Annotated in this window: 16 protein-coding genes, 2 pseudogenes and 1 other annotated feature; of the genes and pseudogenes, 6 read left to right on the top strand and 12 right to left on the bottom strand. The window is 44.6% G+C overall.

The window, feature by feature from the left end; translation table 11 throughout:
- Positions 1–19: 19 nt before the first annotated feature.
- The 6 genes from Q3W56_RS14500 to Q3W56_RS14475 form a co-directional block, all read right to left on the bottom strand.
- On the bottom strand, positions 20–778 hold the full coding sequence (locus tag Q3W56_RS14500) for an SDR family oxidoreductase (protein WP_302895970.1): 759 nt from the start codon (positions 776–778) through the stop codon (positions 20–22).
- 87 nt (positions 779–865) lie between these two features.
- The gene (gene dltD / locus Q3W56_RS14495; RefSeq protein WP_302895969.1) at positions 866–2,044 is read right to left on the bottom strand and encodes a D-alanyl-lipoteichoic acid biosynthesis protein DltD; all 1,179 of its coding nucleotides are present in this window, start codon (positions 2,042–2,044) and stop codon (positions 866–868) included.
- Entirely contained in the window at positions 2,044–2,280 is a 237-nt protein-coding gene (gene dltC, locus Q3W56_RS14490) for a D-alanine--poly(phosphoribitol) ligase subunit DltC (RefSeq protein ID WP_302895968.1), read from the bottom strand. The genes dltD and dltC overlap by 1 nt, the downstream gene beginning before the upstream one ends.
- Before the next feature lie 16 nt (positions 2,281–2,296).
- A complete protein-coding gene (dltB, locus tag Q3W56_RS14485; RefSeq protein ID WP_302895967.1) occupies positions 2,297–3,484 on the bottom strand; it encodes a D-alanyl-lipoteichoic acid biosynthesis protein DltB in 1,188 nt (395 codons plus the stop codon).
- Positions 3,481–4,992, bottom strand: a complete 1,512-nt coding sequence (gene dltA, locus Q3W56_RS14480) for a D-alanine--poly(phosphoribitol) ligase subunit DltA (protein WP_302896022.1) — start codon at positions 4,990–4,992, stop codon at positions 3,481–3,483. The genes dltB and dltA overlap by 4 nt, the downstream gene beginning before the upstream one ends.
- Before the next feature lie 17 nt (positions 4,993–5,009).
- Complete coding sequence (locus Q3W56_RS14475; RefSeq protein WP_029317146.1) at positions 5,010–5,159, bottom strand: teichoic acid D-Ala incorporation-associated protein DltX; 150 nt, start codon at positions 5,157–5,159, stop codon at positions 5,010–5,012.
- A gap of 187 nt (positions 5,160–5,346) precedes the next feature.
- Here Q3W56_RS14475 and Q3W56_RS14470 point away from each other — a divergent pair.
- The 3 genes and pseudogenes from Q3W56_RS14470 to ywaC all read left to right on the top strand — a co-directional run.
- Positions 5,347–5,427 (top strand): annotated as a pseudogene (locus tag Q3W56_RS14470) (hypothetical protein); the annotation flags it as partial.
- 160 nt (positions 5,428–5,587) lie between these two features.
- Positions 5,588–6,523 carry a 1,4-dihydroxy-2-naphthoate polyprenyltransferase gene (locus tag Q3W56_RS14465; protein ID WP_302895966.1) on the top strand — a complete coding sequence of 312 codons (936 nt, stop codon included), beginning with the start codon at positions 5,588–5,590 and terminating at the stop codon, positions 6,521–6,523.
- A 141-nt stretch (positions 6,524–6,664) separates the two neighbouring features.
- A complete protein-coding gene (gene ywaC, locus Q3W56_RS14460) occupies positions 6,665–7,297 on the top strand; it encodes a GTP pyrophosphokinase YwaC (RefSeq protein ID WP_019716176.1) in 633 nt (210 codons plus the stop codon).
- Between the two features lie 29 nt (positions 7,298–7,326).
- Here ywaC and Q3W56_RS14455 read toward each other — a convergent pair whose 3' ends face one another.
- The 3 genes from Q3W56_RS14455 to Q3W56_RS14445 all read right to left on the bottom strand — a co-directional run bounded on the left by Q3W56_RS14455 (position 7,327) and on the right by Q3W56_RS14445 (position 10,851).
- The gene (locus tag Q3W56_RS14455; RefSeq protein WP_302895965.1) at positions 7,327–8,694 is read right to left on the bottom strand and encodes a M28 family metallopeptidase; all 1,368 of its coding nucleotides are present in this window, start codon (positions 8,692–8,694) and stop codon (positions 7,327–7,329) included.
- 153 nt (positions 8,695–8,847) lie between these two features.
- Positions 8,848–10,089 (bottom strand): tyrosine--tRNA ligase, encoded by a 1,242-nt coding sequence (tyrS, locus tag Q3W56_RS14450; RefSeq protein ID WP_302896021.1) that lies wholly within the window; start codon positions 10,087–10,089, stop codon positions 8,848–8,850.
- A gap of 39 nt (positions 10,090–10,128) precedes the next feature.
- Positions 10,129–10,341 (bottom strand) — a binding site (T-box leader).
- Positions 10,336–10,851 carry a MarR family transcriptional regulator gene (locus tag Q3W56_RS14445; protein WP_019716173.1) on the bottom strand — a complete coding sequence of 172 codons (516 nt, stop codon included), beginning with the start codon at positions 10,849–10,851 and terminating at the stop codon, positions 10,336–10,338. Its footprint overlaps the feature before it by 6 nt.
- 152 nt (positions 10,852–11,003) lie before the next feature.
- Between Q3W56_RS14445 and Q3W56_RS14440 the strand changes: the two genes are divergently transcribed.
- On the top strand, positions 11,004–11,717 hold the full coding sequence (locus Q3W56_RS14440) for a YwaF family protein (RefSeq protein ID WP_302895964.1): 714 nt from the start codon (positions 11,004–11,006) through the stop codon (positions 11,715–11,717).
- A 110-nt stretch (positions 11,718–11,827) separates the two neighbouring features.
- Positions 11,828–12,688, top strand: a complete 861-nt coding sequence (locus Q3W56_RS14435) for a glycosyltransferase family 8 protein (RefSeq protein WP_302895963.1) — start codon at positions 11,828–11,830, stop codon at positions 12,686–12,688.
- 52 nt (positions 12,689–12,740) lie between these two features.
- Here Q3W56_RS14435 and sacY read toward each other — a convergent pair whose 3' ends face one another.
- The 3 genes and pseudogenes from sacY to Q3W56_RS14420 all read right to left on the bottom strand — a co-directional run bounded on the left by sacY (position 12,741) and on the right by Q3W56_RS14420 (position 17,397).
- A complete protein-coding gene (gene sacY / locus Q3W56_RS14430; protein ID WP_302895962.1) occupies positions 12,741–13,583 on the bottom strand; it encodes a transcription antiterminator SacY in 843 nt (280 codons plus the stop codon).
- Between the two features lie 53 nt (positions 13,584–13,636).
- The gene (locus Q3W56_RS14425) at positions 13,637–15,016 is read right to left on the bottom strand and encodes a sucrose-specific PTS transporter subunit IIBC (protein WP_302895961.1); all 1,380 of its coding nucleotides are present in this window, start codon (positions 15,014–15,016) and stop codon (positions 13,637–13,639) included.
- A 445-nt stretch (positions 15,017–15,461) separates the two neighbouring features.
- Positions 15,462–17,397, bottom strand: a pseudogene (locus tag Q3W56_RS14420) (S8 family peptidase).
- Between the two features lie 227 nt (positions 17,398–17,624).
- On the opposite strand from Q3W56_RS14420, the gene celB reads away from it, so the two are divergent.
- Positions 17,625–18,941 carry a PTS cellobiose transporter subunit IIC gene (gene celB, locus Q3W56_RS14415; protein ID WP_302895960.1) on the top strand — a complete coding sequence of 439 codons (1,317 nt, stop codon included), beginning with the start codon at positions 17,625–17,627 and terminating at the stop codon, positions 18,939–18,941.
- The last annotated feature ends 277 nt before the right edge of the window (positions 18,942–19,218 follow it).

Raw genomic sequence — 19,218 nt, 5'->3', positions numbered from 1 at the left:
AAGAAAAAAGCAGGAGAAATTAATTCTCCTGCGTGTTCATTTGTTCGAACACCCTGTCATAATCGGCCCGAGTGGCATTTCGAAGACCTTCAACACGTTCATTTGTAATCTCTAGTTTGCCTTCCTTCAGGCCGTCCAAGAAATACTGCACATATTCTTCAGCTGAAATGCCGCGGTATGTCAGACCTTGTTTATCGCGTGATTTTTGGTTTAAGCCCGTATCAACCATAGGCGGTGCCATTTCAATCACTTCCACGCTCGTGTCGCGGAGCTGGTGTCTCAGTGTAAGCGAGAACGAGTGAAGCGCCGCTTTCGTTGCGCAGTACACCGGATAAACAGCTAACGGGTTAAACGCTAGTCCCGACGTGACCTGAACGATTGCCGCCTCGGGCTGCTTCATCAAATGAGGTGTGAAAAGGGCTGATAAATGGACAGGCGCTTGGAAATTAAGCTCAATTTCATCTCCGTCCACAAACAGCTCTTCCGTCCCTTTTTTGAAGTCAATTTCCTTTTGAATGCCGGCGTTGTTAATGAGAACATTCAGGTTCGGAAATTCCTTTAAAGCCCATTCATACAATGCTTCCCGCTGCGAACGGTCTGAAACATCACATTGCTTTGTATGGGTGTTTGGGAGCTGCTGCTTCGCTTCTGAAAGCCTCGCCTCGCTGCGTCCGCAAATAATGACTTCATTGCCCAGTTCCAGCAGGCGCTTGGCCAGTTCAAGCCCGATGCCGGCAGAACCCCCTGTGATTAAAACCGTATTGCCTGTCATCTTCATTGATATACCACCTCTAACTAGTTGGCTGTGCTTCCCTTACTATTTCAAATCTTAGCAGGAAATATACAGCCGCGTCCTATGAGATGCTCAGGATGATGAGACTTTTCCGGTTTTATAAAATTCGTCAATAGCTTTATCGACATACACCCAGCCTTTCCAGCCGATGTGAATGGTGTCTTTCATGAAATACGGATCGTATTCATGCTCTGAGAAATCAGCAACCTGGAAGTCCTTCGCTCTGATCTGTTTATTCACCTTTTGGTAATAATCAGTACGTCCTTTTTTCGGGAAGCCAGTGTAGTCGTACCACTTTCCGTTAACAGGGATGGTGACAAACATAGGCTCTGCACCCGCATCCTTCAGGATATCAAGCATCATTTCAAAATCGCCGTATTCCGGTGACACTGCATACGATCTTCCTTTGTTTTTCCCTTTCAGCTTGGGCAACTTCGGCTTTAGCTTTTTATAAACAGGATTGTCAATGTAAAAATCGTTAGACCCAGAGTGGCTTTTGCCTGATTGATCTGCGAGCTTATTCAATTCAGACCATGACTTATCCTTTACAGACTGAGAGATATAACGCTTTGGCCTGAATGATTCCGTCGTTGAATAATACAGGTCTTTCTTTTCGAGCATGCTGTAATATACTTTTGCGGCCGGCTTCAGCGCGTTCACTTTCCACGTCTGGCCGTTTACCATTGCTTTGTACAGCTCAGAAAGAATGGCATCGTTTTGCACGGCTTTAAAGCGCAGCATGCGTTTCATCATTTTCTTTTTCACGTCAGGGTTGATCTGTTCGTTAAATGCCAAATCAAGCCCTTGCAGCGCAGAATAGTTCGGCGCGAAATGCTGCTCATCAGACCCGCGCTTAATAAACCATTGCGGAGACACGATGAATACGATTTTTTTGCCCTTCAGCTGATCCATATGGGCAGCGAAGTTTAAGGAATGAATCAATGACTGAGATCCGCCTTTGCCGACAAGGTATGGCGTGAACCCCTGATTGTTTACTTCAAAATAATTAGATGGGTGGAACTCGTCCAGCCTGGAAAGCTCAGAAGACCCGTAAATCGGAAGATATGACGGATCTTTGAGCATTTGATTTTGTAAATATAGCCCTTGAAACATACTCGGATTCAAGGCGGTTGCTGACTCTTTCACCCGCTTATCTGTGATGAAGCCTGTCAGCCATGAAGATGGAATGGCGATGGCGCCTGCGAATAGAATAAACGCCAAAATAATTGGACCGAAAAAACGCTTTTTCATTATTTCAACTCAGACAGCTGATTTACAATGTTGTTAGGCGTATTCCAAACATCCCGATCAAACTCAGTGATCGGCACTAAAATATCAAAACGGTTTTCAATCGCAAGCAGCAATTCTACTGTTCCAAAAGAATCAAGCAAACCTTCTTCAAAAATTTCAATATCAGGATTTTCCTTTACGATGTCATTCTGGCAAACCTCTGCTAAAACGTTTAATACCTCTTGTTTAAATTCCATAGCTTTCTAATCTCCTTTAATGGTGGTGATGAAATGGTTTTCCTGAGAAAATATAAAATCCTAAGCAAACGAAGTGGAACGTGATCACAACCGCAAGAATGGTTGTCCAGCGGTTGGACGGAAGCCATTTGTATTTCTTATTCCACTTCTCGAAAAAGTTGTAGCACGTCATCAGCACGGCGTGATAGAGGCCGTAGATGATATATTGCGGCGCAAGCCCGTGCCAAACCCCCATCAGCATAAACAGCAGGAAATACCCGAGGTTTGAAACGGCCATACGGTTTTTGATCCACTTTTTCTTTGTCATCCAAAATACGAATCTCATGAACACATAATCTCTGAACCAGAATGACAGAGACATATGCCAGCGATTCCAGAAATCTTTAATGTTTTTACTGATAAACGGTTTATTAAAGTTTTCCGGTGATTTAATGCCCATTATATAGCTGACCCCGACGGCAAACATCGTGTAGCCGGCGAAATCAAAGAATAAATACATGCTGTAGCCGTACATGTACAGCAGGTTCCCAAGAATCTTATTGTGCGTAATTGCTGGAAGATTCATGATGAAGTAGGTGTTGATTGCGTAGCCGATAATAAATTTGTACAGGAATCCGATAAAGATTTTATGAATCCCTGTATACAATAAGTCCGCGTATTCTTCTTTCGTCCAAGCCTTCTGTTCATCCTTGACGAACCGGCGGTATCTGTCAATCGGACCGGAGGAAATCGTCGGGAAAAACAGGATGAAATACAATAGGCGGTGCAGCGGCAGCTGTTCTTTTAGCAGGCCGTCTCTTGCTTCCATAATCAGCTGAACGCCTTTAAAGGTTAAATACGAAATCCCTAAAAAGCTGATCAGGTTATGTGGCGGATGATGCGGCTGCGGATGTGAAAGAAACGGCCATATTTTTGACAAAAATAAAGGCAGAATCGACGCGATAACAGCTCCGCAAAAGACAAAGCCGCTGTTCGCTTTCTGCCGGTACGCCAGATAACCGCTGATCAAAAGCACCTGCCATATCGTAAACAGACACAGTGCGATGACCCCGTGTAAATCGTGCGAAAAAATGATAGCCAATATAATGATAGATATGAACATGTTGTATGCTTGAAATCTTTTTCCGTTCAAGCCGAGAATGATCGTCGGCAGAAGAAGAATGCCAAGCAGTATAAAGAATAAAAACGAGCTGTAGGGCGTCATACAAGAACCTCTTCGCCGATGCGTTTCCGGTCAATTTTGCCGTTAGCCGTCATTTGAATGTGGTCCTGATAAATGAATTTTCTCGGGATCATATACGCCGGAAGGGAAGCGGCAAGCTCTTTTTTAATGGCGCTTGTCAGCTGGAATTCCTTCTGGAACTCATGCTCCTCAGGCACAATAGCAGCGATCAGGTATTCAACTGTTCCGTTTGGCTGATATGGGATCACGACAGCAGAGCGAACGTACTGAGATTGTCTGACATGGAACTCAATTTCCTCCAGCTCCATTCGGTAGCCGTGAAGTTTAATTTGGAAATCCAAACGCCCTTGGCAGAAAATCTGACCATCTTGGATATAGCCAGCATCGCCAGTCCGGTATGCCCACTGGCCCTCATAAGAGAAAAACGCTTTCTCCGTCAGCTCTGGCTCACCAAGGTAGCCTCGGCTTACGCTCGGCCCTGCAATGACGATTTCTCCTTTTTCTCCATCAGGAAGCGGCTGTCTCTGTTCATCCATAATGAAAATGTTCATATCAGGCTTAGCGAAGCCCACTGGAAGAGATTCGCTGCGGCTGATGACGTCATCCGTAATTTCAACAGATGTGACAGCCACTGTCGCTTCAGTCGGACCGTACGTATTAAAGATTCTTGCTTTCGGAAAACGCTCAAGCAGCGCTTTTGCAACAGAAACCGGAAGAACCTCTCCGCAAAACATAAATGTGTCCGCTTCAGGCATCAGGTCCTGTGAAAAACCCGGATCCATCAGGCACATCTGCACAAAGGAAGGAGTTGATGTCCAGACATTCAGCCCGGACTTTTTCAGCTCTTCGAATAAGATTTTCGGCTTATTCACCGCATCCTTTGTCACGCAGTGTAAAGTCCCGCCTGATTGAAGGCACGGATACAGATCCATGACAGATAAATCAAATGAAAACGGCGCTTGATTTAAAAATGTTTTTCCTCCGTTGACTGGAAAGTCTGCACAAATCCAGTCTGTGAAGCTTTGAAGATTCGCAGCGGAAATCTGCACGCCTTTTGGATTTCCTGTGCTTCCGGAAGTGTAAATGATATAAAACGTCTCGTGTTCCTTGACCCATTGATCTTGGCTGACAAAGCCGTCTGCGTTTTCCAGCAGTTCTTCTGCTGAAACCGTCTGAATCTGCTGGCTGACTTTGTCAATGGGATGTCCGGCTGTATGGATCAGCAATTCTGCTCCAGAGCTTTCGATAATTTTCGCAATCCGCTCGGACGGTATGGACAGATCAACCGGAATATAAGGCTGTCCCGCTTTAACGCTCCCTAAGAAGGAAACGATCATGTGCGGCTCCATATGGCCGTACACAAGGATAGGGGATTTCTTTTCTCCGGAAATGCGTTTTTGGATCGCGGCAGCCGCGCGGTCAGACTGCTCCCATAATTCCTGATACGTGAGCGACTGGCCTTGAGAGCGGAAGGCAACGGTTTGCGGATAAGATTCCGCATGTGTTTGAATAGCATGTAAAAGTTTCATCATTATTCTCTCTCCAATTAGAAATCGTTATAAATATATGAACCGGTATTCGCGGTGTGAAAACCATACATAAAAAACAAAACAAGCAGTATCATCAAATAAAATCCTGTATGACATGTCCACTTGATAGCGGGTTTTTCATACAGCTGTTTCATCAATTGCAGCATCTCAAAAATTCCCTTCCTGTTTTTTCGACAATCACATGAGTATTTGACGATTAGATGCTCAAAAGGTTTCAATATTTCCCTAATCTCCCTCAGATTAATATATCGGCGTTTTCGTTCGAAATGAATCTTTATCCCTGCAAGAGTTTGGGCTGATTTATAAAAGGAAAAGAGCAAGGGAGACAAAAGATCTTTCTTAACTTTTAAAAAGCATATTGCACTTAAAAAAATTTTTCTGTACCTGTTTGTTCAGGTAAAAGCAGAAACCTAATGAAATCGGGGCAGAAAGCGTATAATAGGAAAGAAAACGCCTTCTTGCGGTATCTTGTGAAATGAGGGAGAAGTCATTATGATAGATAAGGAAGCAAAAGGAGTTTTTATCAAACTGCCGGCTGAAAAAAGTAAGCCTTTTAATAGAAAGGAAGAGGAAGATGAACCAAACAAATAAGGGTGAGCGACAGACAGCGCCGGAAAAAGAAAGCATGGGGCAGATCCTTTGGCAGTTAACCCGTCCTCATACGTTAACCGCATCGTTTGTGCCTGTGCTGCTCGGAACGGTTTTGGCGATGTTTTATGTGAAGGTTGATCTGCTATTGTTTCTGGCTATGCTGTTTTCTTGTTTATGGATCCAGATCGCGACGAACTTATTTAATGAATACTACGATTTTAAACGCGGGCTAGATACAGCAGAATCTGTCGGAATCGGAGGTGCGATTGTACGCCACGGAATGAAGCCTAAGACGATTTTGCAACTAGCTCTCGCATCATACGGGATTGCCATTTTGCTCGGCGTCTATATTTGCGCAAGCAGCAGCTGGTGGCTCACTCTGATCGGCCTTGTCGGCATGGCGATCGGCTACCTGTATACAGGCGGGCCGCTGCCAATTGCGTACACGCCGTTCGGTGAGTTATTCTCAGGCATTTGCATGGGGTCGGTGTTTGTGCTGATTTCGTTTTTCATTCAGACAGATATGATCAACACGCAAAGCATTTTGATTTCGATCCCGATTGCGATTCTTGTCGGCGCGATTAACCTGTCGAACAACATTCGCGATATTGAAGAGGACAAAAAAGGCGGACGCAAAACATTGGCCATTTTAATGGGGCATAAGGGTGCTGTCACTCTCTTGGCTGCGTCGTTTGCTGTCGCTTATATCTGGGTTGTCGGCCTGGTTATTACCGGTGCTGCAAGCCCGTGGCTGTTTGTCGTCTTTTTGAGCGTGCCTAAGCCGGTTCAGGCAGTAAAGGGATTCGTCCAAAAAGAAATGCCGATGAATATGATTGTGGCAATGAAATCAACAGCCCAAACGAATACATTTTTCGGATTCCTGCTCTCGATCGGATTATTGATCAGCTATTTCCGATAAAAAGAAAGACCGCTTGTTTCGTGCGGTCTTTTTTTGTTACATTCGACCGCATTTTGTAAAAAAATTCATAAAACCATGCTGGAGGCAAGCACGTCTAGTACATGGACAGCGGATAACGATCCGTTAAAGGAGATGACGAACATGGATTTATCTGTAACACATATGGACGATTTAAAAACAGTAATGGAAGATTGGAAAAATGAATTATTAGTTTATAAATTTGCGCTAGATGCCTTGGATACTAAGTTCTCAATTATCAGCCAGGAATATAACCTCATTCACGGACACAACCCGATTGAACATACGAAATCCCGTGTTAAAAGTTTTGAAAGCATCGTGAATAAGTTAATGAGAAAGGGCTGCGAGATTACGACGAAGGAAATGAAGGAGCATATCAACGACATTGCCGGTGTACGTATTATTTGTTCCTTTATTTCTGATATTTATAATGTCGTTAACGTGTTAAAGCAGCATGAAGATTTGAGAATCATAAAGGTGAAGGATTATATTCAGACGCCAAAACCGAACGGCTACCGAAGCCTGCATTTAATCATTGAGATGCCTGTGAATCTAACAAACCGTGTGGAATACGTCAAAGCAGAAATTCAGATACGGACGATCGCGATGGATTTCTGGGCGAGCCTTGAACATAAGATTTACTATAAGTTGAACAATGACGTTCCTAAGCAATTAACAGACGAGCTGAAGGAAGCCGCGGAGATCGCACATTATCTTGATGAAAAAATGCTGGGGATTAAGAAAGAGGTGGATTAGAAAAGACGGCAGCAATGTGCCGTCTTTTTTTATTTGATATCTTCATAAATGTCAGAGGGTTTGGCCTTCATGTGTTTCTTATTGGTTTTCGGTTTCTTTTCTGTTTTCACAGCCTGATAGACAGCGGCTGTCACAAGATTGCCGGCTTGCTGGAGGCGTTCTTTGCTGATATGCTCGATCGTGTCTTCGGGAGTGTGGTACCACGGCTCAACTTCTTCGGTTTCCGGGTCTCCCCAAATAAAGTTGGCGGAATCAATGCCGGCTTCGTGGAATGGCACGTGATCAGATGATCCTCCCTGTGTGAGAGACAGGCTGTCAAACCCAATGTTTTCAGCGGCCGTATGGCTGAATTCCCAAACATCGTTCGATTGGCCGTCCAATGTGTTGACATACAACTCAGACGCATTCTCCCAGCTTGTGCCTACCATGTCTAAGTTAAAGTTCACTTCGCTTCGTTCAAGCTCTTTATCCGATAGGTGATCTACATAGTGATGGGAGCCGAGCAGCCCGAGCTCTTCAGCACCGAAAGCGATAAAGCGGATTTCTTTGTCAGAAGGAATGTTTTTTAAGACACGTGCCATCTCAAGCGTAACAGAGGTTCCTGAGCCGTTGTCATTTGCTCCGGGCGAAAAAGGAACACTGTCGTAATGAGCCGTCACGTACACAATGTCTGGATGTTTGATGTTCTTTGGTTTTTTGATTCCAATGATGTTCTGGGAGGTTTGGTTTGTGAACGCTTTTAGGTGTAAGGTTGCTTCTTTTTGCTGGAGAAGGGCTTCACCGTCTTCTTTCTTAATGCCGACGACAGGGATGCCGACTTCATTGCCTGACAGATTTGGCGTCATAGGCACGAGGCTTTCCTTGTTGTTATAAATGATGACAGCCTTGGCTCCGGCGGCCTCGGCATTTTTGGCTTTCTCATAATACGTAAGATCTCCTCTGGAAATCAAGGCGATTTTGCCCTTGGCGTCAGCGGTGAAATCCTTTGGATAACCCAATCCGGCATTGTAAAGCGGAGCCGTCAGGCCTTGTTCTTCAGTTGGAGCTGAGCCGGATGCCGTCCGGATAAGAATATCGTTTCCCCCTGAAGACAGCGTTCCCTCGAGACGGTCAGGAATATCGAATCGTTGTACCTTCACATCTAGCTTTAATTTTTTTAAGGATGAAGCGATGAACAGGGCACTCTTTTTTTCAGCGGCCGTTCCGGCAATTCTGGGACCGATTGCTTCACTAAGCTGAGAAATGGTTGAATACGCACGCTTTGCTTTGAATGGGAGCTCTCGTTCGCTATCTGATATTTGAACAGCGCGCGCGGCGGGGGTGACACTCTGTGCCGGCATGATAATCGTGCCAGCAGTTAAAACGGCCATCGTCATTACAGTCAAAAGCTTTTTCATCAGAAAAAAACCTCCCTAATGTCTGGATGGGGAATATTTCGGGATGCTAAAAGAATTTCCTGCAAAAGGGAGAGCGTTTTTGAAAAGACAGTGCTTTATACCTGCAAAAAAACGCTTATGAATAAAGAGTCATAAGCGTTTTGGAATATCAGGCTATCTAAGTTTTAGAAACTTGCGTTTGCCGACTTGGATAATCATATTTTCTTTTATCTCTGCAATGGCGTGAATATCTGTTATTTTTTCTCCGTTGATTCGGACACCGCCGTTTTGAATCATGCGGCGTGCCTCGCTTTTCGAAGAGAGAAGCTCTAGCTTGACGAGCAAATCAATAATCGCTATCTTTTTCTCGCCTTTCCAGTTTACAGCTGGAATATCCTCTGGCAGGCTGTTTTCCTGAAAGACTGTTTTAAATGAGTGTTCAGCAGCTTCAGCTCTTTCCGCTCCGTGATACATACGGACGATCGTTTTGGCTACATGCATTTTGGCATCCCTCGGATGAACGGCGCCGGTTTCTAAGTCTTTCACGAGCTGTTTTTTCTCTTCAAGCTCTATGTCAGTTGCCAAATGAATGTATTTTTTCATCAGGCTGTCAGGCAGTGACATCGTTTTCCCATACATGTCGTTTGGATGTTCATCAATGCCGATGTAGTTATGTTTAGATTTCGACATTTTCTCAACGCCGTCCAAGCCTTCCAAGAGCGGCATAAGGATGACGACCTGTTTTTCCTTGTTGTATCGTTCTTGGAAATGCCGGCCCATCAGCACATTGAAATGCTGATCTGTCCCGCCTAATTCAATATCGCTTTCGAGAACGACGGAATCATATCCCTGCATCAACGGGTAAAAGAATTCATGAAGCGAGATTGGCTTTTGCATGGCAATGCGTTCTTCAAAATCGTCGCGTTCCATCAGGCGAGCTACAGTTATTTTTCCTGCCAATTCAATGACATCCTCCAGTTTCAATGTTTTCAGCCATTTCGAATTGTAGTGAAGCTCGACTTTTTCAGGATCCAGCACTTTTCCGAATTGCTGAAAGTATGTTTTGGCGTTGTGCTGTACTTCTTCATCAGTCAGCTGCTTTCTGGCTGCTGATTTTCCGGTCGGATCACCGATTTTTCCTGTGAAATCCCCAATTAACAGCTGGACAATGTGGCCGTTTTCTTGAAATTGGCGAAGCTTGTTTAACACAACCGTATGGCCCAAATGTACATCCGGAGCAGACGGATCTAATCCGAGCTTAATTTTTAATGGTATTCCTGTAGAAATTGATTTCACGAGCTTGGCCTTTAATTCCTCCGGCGGTATGACCTCGTGGGCGCCTGTCATGTATAACTGAAGCTGTCTTTCGACTTCTTTTTGCTGTGCTGCTGTGAGTTGCTCAAAAGTTTTCATTATTCTTCCTCCTTTTTAAAAACACAAAAAGAGCCCATCCCGAAAAGGGACGTGGCTCTATGCACGCGGTACCACCCTGGTTGAAGACATTGTCTTCCGCTCATTCGAATAACGGTTTCCCGTTCTTTGCTACTAAGGTTCACAAAGAAAGCTCGGGGAGGTAATTCGCGTTTGCCTGTGTGCCGGCTCGCACCTTCCGCCGGCTCTCTGAAACAGGGAGACAAACCGCTACTGGATTCCCGTCAAAGCTTATGTTGTATGAAGATTGTCAGCTACCTTTCTAAGCAGCTCTGTCAATGTTTTTTGTTCGTCTATCGTCATGCCCGCAATAAGCTCAGTTTCCCCTTTGTGAAACTCCGGGTAGAGTTCTTCAATAGCTTGTTTGCCGGAATCAGTGATGGAGACAAAAACGAGTCGCCGATCTCTGGTGTCGATGCTTTTACGGCAAAAATTCTTTTTTTCGAGCGTTTTGATCACGTTGCTTGCTGTAGCTGTTGAAATGCCTGACAGCTCAGCAGCTTTTCTCGTTTCGAGTGCTCCCCATACCCATAAATCATAAAGGATGGAGAAAGCTGTCCAAGAAAGGCCATAGGAAGAAAGAACCTTAGTCTCCATTTTGATACGGAGCTTTTGCGCAGATCGATACAGATTCGTCGCAATCGATATGGCTTCCAGGTTGAGTGACTCGATGGGCATTTGTTTAAGCTTAGAAAGTGTGTCGTGTTCTTCTTTCCGAAGCTGTTGATGTTGATAGGAACGTTTCACTATTTATGCCTGCCTTTAATTATCAGAATCATTAGCTATGAAATGAATTGTAACAGAGTCTGATATAAACTTCAAGCCTATATATCGGTTGAATAAAAAAGGCCCATACAACACCACAATAAACAAAAAGCCGCAAACGGGGGTGTGCCATTTTGCAAAATTATGTTCAGTCCGTCTATAAACATGATCCGTTTCACCTTTTTTCTGCAGAGCATGTGGTGACGTTAGCAATTATCGCTCTTTTGGCTATTCTGTTGTTTCTGTTCCGCGAGGCGGTCAAGCGGCCTAAGGCCAGCCAGTTTTTGCGTTATTTGTTTGTGTTCCTGTTGCTTGGTTCGCAAATCGGTTATCAAATATGGATGATCGCCACGGACAGGTGGTCAATGCGCATTTCATTGCCTCTCCAGCTTAGTGACCTGTCTGTGTATTTGTCGGCCATCATGCTGGTGACCAAAAGCAGGAAGCTGTTTGTATTTTTATATTTTGTCGGCATCGGCAGTTCGATTCAGGCGCTTGCCACTCCTGATCTCGGTATGTATTCATTTCCGCATATTCGATATATCCTCTTTTTTATTTCGCACGGGTCCGTGTTTCTGTCCTGTCTGCTGATGGCGTTAATTGGGACGTACAGACTCAGACAGCGTTCTTTATGGGGGACTGTTCTCATTGTCAATGTGTACGGCGTCTGCATTTATCTGCTTGACCGGTGGCTTGGTGCGAATTATATGTATTTGACGAAAAAACCGGGCGGCTCTTCTCTTTTAGATGTTCTCGGACCTTGGCCGTGGTACATCGCCTCGGCTGAAGCCATAACGGTCGCCAGCTTTTACATCCTTTATTGGCTTTATCACATGTTCAAAAAATGACGCCTTTTTTGCTGTATAACACATTCTGTCTAAAAAAATATTGAAGAATGGTGTTTAATTTTCTGAAATCGGGAATGTAATTTGTACAACAAAAAGGGAGATGAATATCATTGAAGAAAGATGAAGTTATGCATATTGTGTCATGCGCAGATGATAATTATGCTCGTCATTTAGGTGGGATGTTCGTTTCTTTATTGACAAATATGGATCAGGAAAGAAAGGTAAAACTATACGTCATTGATGGCGGAATTAAGCCTGATAACAAGAAAAGACTGGAAGAAACCACATTGAAATTCGGCGTGCCGATTGAGTTTTTAGAAGTGGATACTAATATGTATGAACATGCGGTAGAGAGCAGCCATATTACAAAAGCAGCGTATTACCGCATTTCGATTCCTGACTTAATTAAGGATGAGAGCATCAAACGAATGATATATGTCGATTGTGATGCGATTATCCTTGAGGATATTTCGAAACTGTGGGATTTGGATATTGCGCCATATACGGTGGCTGCTGTTGAAGATGCGGGGCAGCATGAACGCCTGAAAGAAATGAATGTCACTGATACTGGGAAGTATTTTAATTCAGGTATCATGATTATTGATTTTGAACCTTGGAGAAAGCAAAACATCACAGAAAAAGTCATCAACTTTATCAATGAAAACCCATCTGAAGACTTTCTCGTGCTGCACGACCAAGATGCACTGAATGCGATTTTATATGATAAGTGGTATGAGCTTCACCCGCGCTGGAACGCTCAAACATACATCATGTTAAAATTGAAAACTCCCCCGACACTGTTAGGGCAGAAGCAATATAATGAAACGAGAGAAAACCCGGCAATCGTGCACTTCTGCGGCGGAGAAAAGCCTTGGAACTCCAATACAAAACATCCATATCGCGATGAGTATTTCCATTACATGTCCTATACGAAGTGGAATACGATCGGGAACCCGGCCATCAACCAATAAATTCAATATAAAAAACGCTTTTGATCATTTCAAAAGCGTTTTTTTGTTTGCCTCAGCGCGCAACTGACCGTTGGTAAAACCGCTGAATATGCATGGCAATATAGCATAATTCTTTTTCAGGAAACTCAAAACCGTATTCCTTCTTCACAAATGTGCCGATGCTTAGGGCACACAGGAAGGCATCCTTAAACTTCTCTTTAATAATGTCGATCATTTCTGCATCCAGCTCGTAAATGGATTCGCCCGCTTTGATGTGTTGAATCGCAAAGCGGAGATGGGTCACAAGCCGTTCATAAGAGATGGTATCTTCTACAATATTGATTGACAGCTGAGTTTCAATAATCTCGATAATATCACGGATCATCGTTGTAATATCAAGTGTCTGCGTCATGTCACCGGCATTGTTTCTAGCCGTATGGATATGCATGGCGATATTGCCGATTTCATCGTCAGGAATGTGAATCCCCAGTTTCTCTTGAATCAGCGCTCTGGCCCACAAGCCGATCTGGAATTCCTTCGGATAAAGCACTTTGATCTCATTCAGCAGCGGGTTTTTGATGACCATTCCATTGCTAAGGCGTTCGATCGCAAAGGAAAGATGGTCTGAAAAAGCGACATGAATACGCTCGTTGATTTTGATGTTCAGCTCTTTTTCGGCATGGGAGATAATTTGCTCAGAGATCTGAATATGGTCTTCCGGCAATGTTTCTAAAATCTCTTCGAACTGCTTATAGTCAGCTGTATCTTTTCTTACAAAGGTTTTTTCTATTTTTGATGGATCGACAATATCATTCTTCTTTTTGTCGAACGCAATTCCTGCGCCTAAGAGAATCTTCTCTTCATTTTGATCCTTTACGACGATAGCATTATGATTTAAAATTCTTTTAATTTTCATAGCTTTTTTGTCCTTTCATCCCCCGTTTTATGAATGAAATCGAATAAATCCAGTTATTCTGTCTCTTCTTTAAACCCGAGAAACAATGTAGCTATAAAAGCAGAGCCGGCCGCGATCAAAAAACCGATCATATAATGAACAAAATTAGCGGTCCCGAACGGCAGCACGATTGAAATCATCGGAATGCCTGTCAGTCCGTAGGAATTCGACACGACATGTACCGCAACCACGTATGCTCCGCCAATAGCGCCGCCGATGGCAGCTCCGATAAAGGGACGGATCAGTTTGACATTAACCCCGAATACAATCGGCTCTACAATGCCTAAAAACGCGGTCAGGGAAGCGGGGAGCGCAATTTTCTTCAGGCTTGATTGTTTCGTTTTGAAGAAAACAGCAAGCCCCGCTCCGCCTTGGGCCACATTCGCCATCGACCATATCGGCACTAGAAAGTTCACGCCGACATGCGGATCGGAAAGCAACGTTGCTTCAATTGCATAAAAGCTATGATGCAATCCGGATAGAACGATGGTGGAGTAGATGCCGCCGAACAGAGCTCCGGCAGCAATGCCGGCGTGATCATAAACATAGACAATCGACTGTGTCATAATTTGGCCGATGATGGACGCGGCGGGGTTCATCATAATCAGCGCGAGGCACCCTGTCACCATGACCGTAATAAAAGGAATGATGACGACATCAAGCGACTTCGGCACAATTGATTTTAATAGCTTCTCAATTTGGCTCATGACATAAACGGAGAGAAGAATTGGTATAATGGAGCCCTGGTAGCCCATCATTGGAATATGCAGCCCCCAGATGTCTAAGGAAGCGGGGGTTTTGCTGCCAAGCATAGACGGATCCAACAGATCAGGGTGCGTCAGGAGCCCAGCTATGACTGCCCCTAAATATGGGTTGCTGCCAAATTGCCGTGCGGCACTGAAACCGACCAAAATCGGCAGTAAAATAAAAGCTGTGCTGGATACGAGATCGAGCACTTTGATCCATGGACTGTCGGCTGCGAACCAGTGAAACACCTTAATCATTCCGATCAATCCCATAAGCAGGCCGCTTGCTGTGATTGCCGGGATAATCGGCACAAAAATATCGGATATTGTTTTCGCAAATACTGCGACAGGGCTCAGCTTCCGGCTGGCCTTTTTCTGTTGAACAGGCTTTTCAGAAGGCGCGGCCTCCCACACGTGAACGACTTCTTTATATACTTTATTGACGACGCCTGCTCCGAGGATAATCTGGAATAATCCATATCGGAAAAAGGTACCTTGTACACCTTGCAGATTTTCAATGCCATGTATATCGATTTTCGTCTCGTCTTTTACCTCAAAACGAAGACGGGTCGTACAATGGCTGATGCTGATAATATTGCTTTTACCTCCTGCGAGGAGCAATAATTCTTTTGCAATCTCTTTTTGCAAGCAATCAAAACCTCCTTTGCTGAAGAAAAGTCGGCTTGTTCATCGTATCAAATGAAAAGTTGACAATCAAAATGAAAAAAGTGAGAAATACCGTTTGAAAAATGACAAAAACGTGCAGGGACAACAAAAAATGCCCGCGTCGGTGACGGAGCATGAGAATAGGGATTGTCCATGGCGCCGTTATGAGCCCAACACGAAAAGAAGAGTTAAAATGCCCTGCTTTTTTGGCACTAATACTCCCTTTGCATCATGGGTCTTGCCTGCCTGCCAGTCACAATCCCTCCATATGTGGTGATAACTGTAATACCGTTCATTTTATGCTGTTCATGGCCTGATAGCAATAGTAGGAAAAGCCTGTGAACTGAATGGGAAAAAGGTTGTGCATACTGTTACTGGAATGGAAAAAGCCTGTAAGGCCCAGAATACAAGTCTTACAGGTTTTTGGTTACTTTTTCGGTTTGACGGCATTCAGCCGTTTTTGCAGCTTTGTTTTTTCATTGGATGCTTGTAATTGATTCACTGCAGACTGAGCGGATGACTTTGACTTTTTTGTTTTGTCTTTTTCCGCTTTTTTCACTTTTGCTTTGGCAGATTCGACTTTTTTTTGCTTCGGCTGCCGCCACTTTTTTTTTCACTTTATCTAACCGTTTTTGCAATGCCGTTTTGTCCTTGCCTGATTGAAGCTGATTGATTGCTGATTGTGCTTTTGCGGCATTTGCATCAGTCGATTTCTTTTCAGCTGCAGATACGGATTGCTGAGCTGTTTTCCAATTGGTGTTTTTCACTTTGCTAAGGCGTTTCTGCAACGATGTTTTTTCTGAACCTGCTGGCAGCTTGCTGACTGCTGATTGTGCGCTGTCGACATCTTTTTTCTTTTTGCTTTTTTCCGCTTTTGCTACTTTGTCTTTCGCTTGCTTTGATGCGATGTAGCGTTTTACTTGGTCTAAGCGTTTTTGCAGGTTCTTTTTGTCTGTTCCGTTCGGCAGCTTGTTAACGGCAGCTTGTGCTGTATCAACAGTTTGCTTTGTTTTATACTTTTCTGCCTTTGCGGCTTTGTCTTTCGCATCTTTTACATTTCTGTAAGACTGTACTTTATCCAGAATTTTCAGGGCTGTTGTGGCGTCAGAATCCGGCAGCTTGCTGACGAGTTCTCTCGCTTTATCGATATCGGTTTGTGTTTTTGTTTGTTCTGCTTTTTTCACGGCTTGCTCTGCTGTCACGTACGCTGAATCTGTTGCCTGCGCTTTATACTGGATGAAGCCGTAGCCGAATTGCTGGTCGCAGCCTTTGTTTCCGAGATCAACGATATGGTTCAGCATTTCTGCGCGAAGCTGCACGTTTGTCTCGGCAGGATCCCGCTGTTTTAACAAAGCAAACATGGCAGCGGCGTGTGGTGTCGCTTGGGAGGTTCCGCTTCCAGTTGCATAATATTGGTTTATATATGTACTCGTGATGTTCGTTCCCGGCGCTGAAAATTCAACTTCATCTCCAGTTGTTGAGAAAGAGGCAAGCTGATTCTTTTCGTTTGTCGCCGATACCGCAACGACACTGCTGTATGCCGCCGGATAGTTCACAGACTTGCCGTTCCCGCCGTTACCGCTTGCGGCAACGAGCAGAATGCCTTGTTCATATGCTTTGTCCACGGCGTCATGAAGGATTTTGCTGTCTGACGTCGTGCCAAGGCTCATATTGACGATGTCCATCCCGTGGGTGATTGACCAGTCAATTCCTTGGAGAAGGCTTTGAAGATCCCCCGAGCCGTTCTGATCAAGTGCTTTAACCGCGTATACTTGCGCTTCCGATGCGGTGCCATCAATTCCGTAGCCGTTATGCTTGGCCCCGATAATCCCTGCGACATGTGTTCCGTGGCCGTTATCATCTTTGTAAGAAGAGGTATAACTGACAGCTGAATACCCGCCGGCAATCGACAGGTCATCGTGGGGGGATATCCCGCTGTCAATGACTGCGATTTTGACATTTTTGCCTGTCAGTCCTGCCTTCCAAGCCTGTTTTACCTGAATGGGCTCAAGATTCCATTGCTCAAAGTTGTCAGAGGTGTCAGTGCCGTCTGACAGCACGTTGAAATCCGTGCTGCCTGCTGCGGTGAATGTGACATTGTTCTCCACATACAAAATATCAGGATCCTGTTTTAAATCTTTCACTGTCTCCTGATTTGCCGTGACCGCTACCGCCGGAAGATGCGTATACTGCTGTTCAACCTCAGCATCGCTGTCCAGAACGGTTTCCTTTCCAGCCTTGTTTTTATAAACCACAATAACCTCTTTTTCGCTGCTGATTTGCGCATGCGCGAGAGGGCCTATGACGAGAAAGCCGAAAAACAGAGTGACTGATACAACAAGCTTACATGACATGTTTTTCATGATTCATCTCCTTTCTTCTATGATGTTTGATATAAATATCGGAGAAAAAAGAGAGTTTGACAGTAAGGAGGAAAAATATTTTCATGGACTGGATTGTTCAGCAGCATGCAGATTTTTTCCGCAGGAAGAGGAAATTTTCCAAATGAATTTGTAAGCGTTTTCAAAATAAGATAAAGAAAACATTGCGAAGGTTGTTTACAAAGCAATGAAAAAGGGGGCTTTTTTAGATGAGCGCATTCACTCGGGTGATGGAAGAAAAAATCATGCCTGTTGCTGGGAAAATTGCCGGGCAGCGGCATCTCAGCGCTTTGCGTGACGGAATTATCCTAACCATGCCGCTGATTATTATCGGATCTGTCTTTTTGATTTTAACGAGCCTGCCGATTCCCGGTTATGCTGATTTCATGACGAGTGTGTTTGGAAAAGAGTGGGCGGATAAGCTCGGTTATCCAGTTAATGCTTCATTTGATATTATGGCGATGATCGCCGCTTTTGGGATCGCCTATCGTCTTGCGGAAAGCTATGGTGTCGATGCCCTTTCTGCCGGAGCGATATCAATTGCCGCATTTCTATTGGCCACGCCGTTTGAGGTGCCGTTTACGCCAGATGGCTCCACGGAATCCATTTTGGTTGGTGGCGGTATCCCGATTACACTGCTTGGCAGCAAAGGTTTATTTGTCGCTATGCTGATCGCTTTATTTTCAACTGAAATATATCGGTATATTATTCAAAAAAATATCGTCTTCAAAATGCCAGACGGCGTGCCGCCGGCGGTAAGCAAATCATTTGTCGCGTTGATTCCCGGCTTTATCATTGTGTTTCTCGTGTGGCTGGCGCGTCTTCTCATTGAAATGACGCCTTTTCAAAGCCTGCACAATGTCGTAGGAGACCTTCTTGGCACACCGCTTTCCATTCTTGGGGGCAGTCTTGGCGGGAGCCTGATTGCTGAATTTGTGCAGATGCTGCTTTGGTCGTGCGGGATTCACGGAGCTTCCATCATTGGCGGAATCATGGCGCCGATTTGGTACGGCGCGATGGATGCCAACCGTCTCGCGTTCCAAGCTGGAGAGGCGCTGCCGAGTATTTTTACAACACAGTTTTTTCAAATTTGGATTAATGTCGGCGGAAGCGGAGCGACGCTGGCACTTGTCCTGACGATGCTTGTGCGTTCCCGGAGCAAACAAATGAAGCAGCTTGGCCGGCTGGGGATTGGGCCTGCATTATTTAATATCAACGAGCCGATCATTTTCGGCATGCCGATTGTCATGAACCCGCTCCTCATCGTTCCATTCATCATTGCACCACTCCTCACAATTACCGCAACTTATATCGGAATGAGCACCGGACTGGTGGCAAGGCCAGCGGGAATCGCCGTGCCATGGACGATGCCGCCTCTCATATCAGGCTACCTGGCGACAGGCGGAAAGGTATCGGGCGCCATTATGCAGCTGGTGAATCTTGTAATTACCTGTGCTATCTACTATCCGTTTTTCAGGATATGGGACCATCAAAAATGGCGGGAAGAGAGTGCGGTTGATTCTTGAGATCTAGTGTTCTGTTAAAGCTAATCAGCCTGTTATAGGGATGATTAGCTTCTTTTAATCAAAAGTGAATGTTAAATATGTAAAGGGGGGGGTGCGGGATGCTAGAATACATATAGATAAAAAAGAACGTACATCACAAAATGTACGTTCTTCAGGCTGTCGAGAAAATCTCGACAGCCTTTATTTTTCCCTTAAAATATCCATTCTCCTGTAATAAAATAAAAGAAAGACTTCAAAAGGACGGTGTCTTTCTTATGTTCCACACAAGAAATTCTTC

The sequence above is a fragment of the Bacillus sp. C28GYM-DRY-1 genome (genome assembly GCF_030519405.1).
Taxonomy (GTDB): domain Bacteria; phylum Bacillota; class Bacilli; order Bacillales; family Bacillaceae; genus Bacillus; species Bacillus spizizenii_A.
Note: the sequence above shows the minus strand (reverse complement) of the source record. Positions and strands in the feature narration are given on the sequence as shown.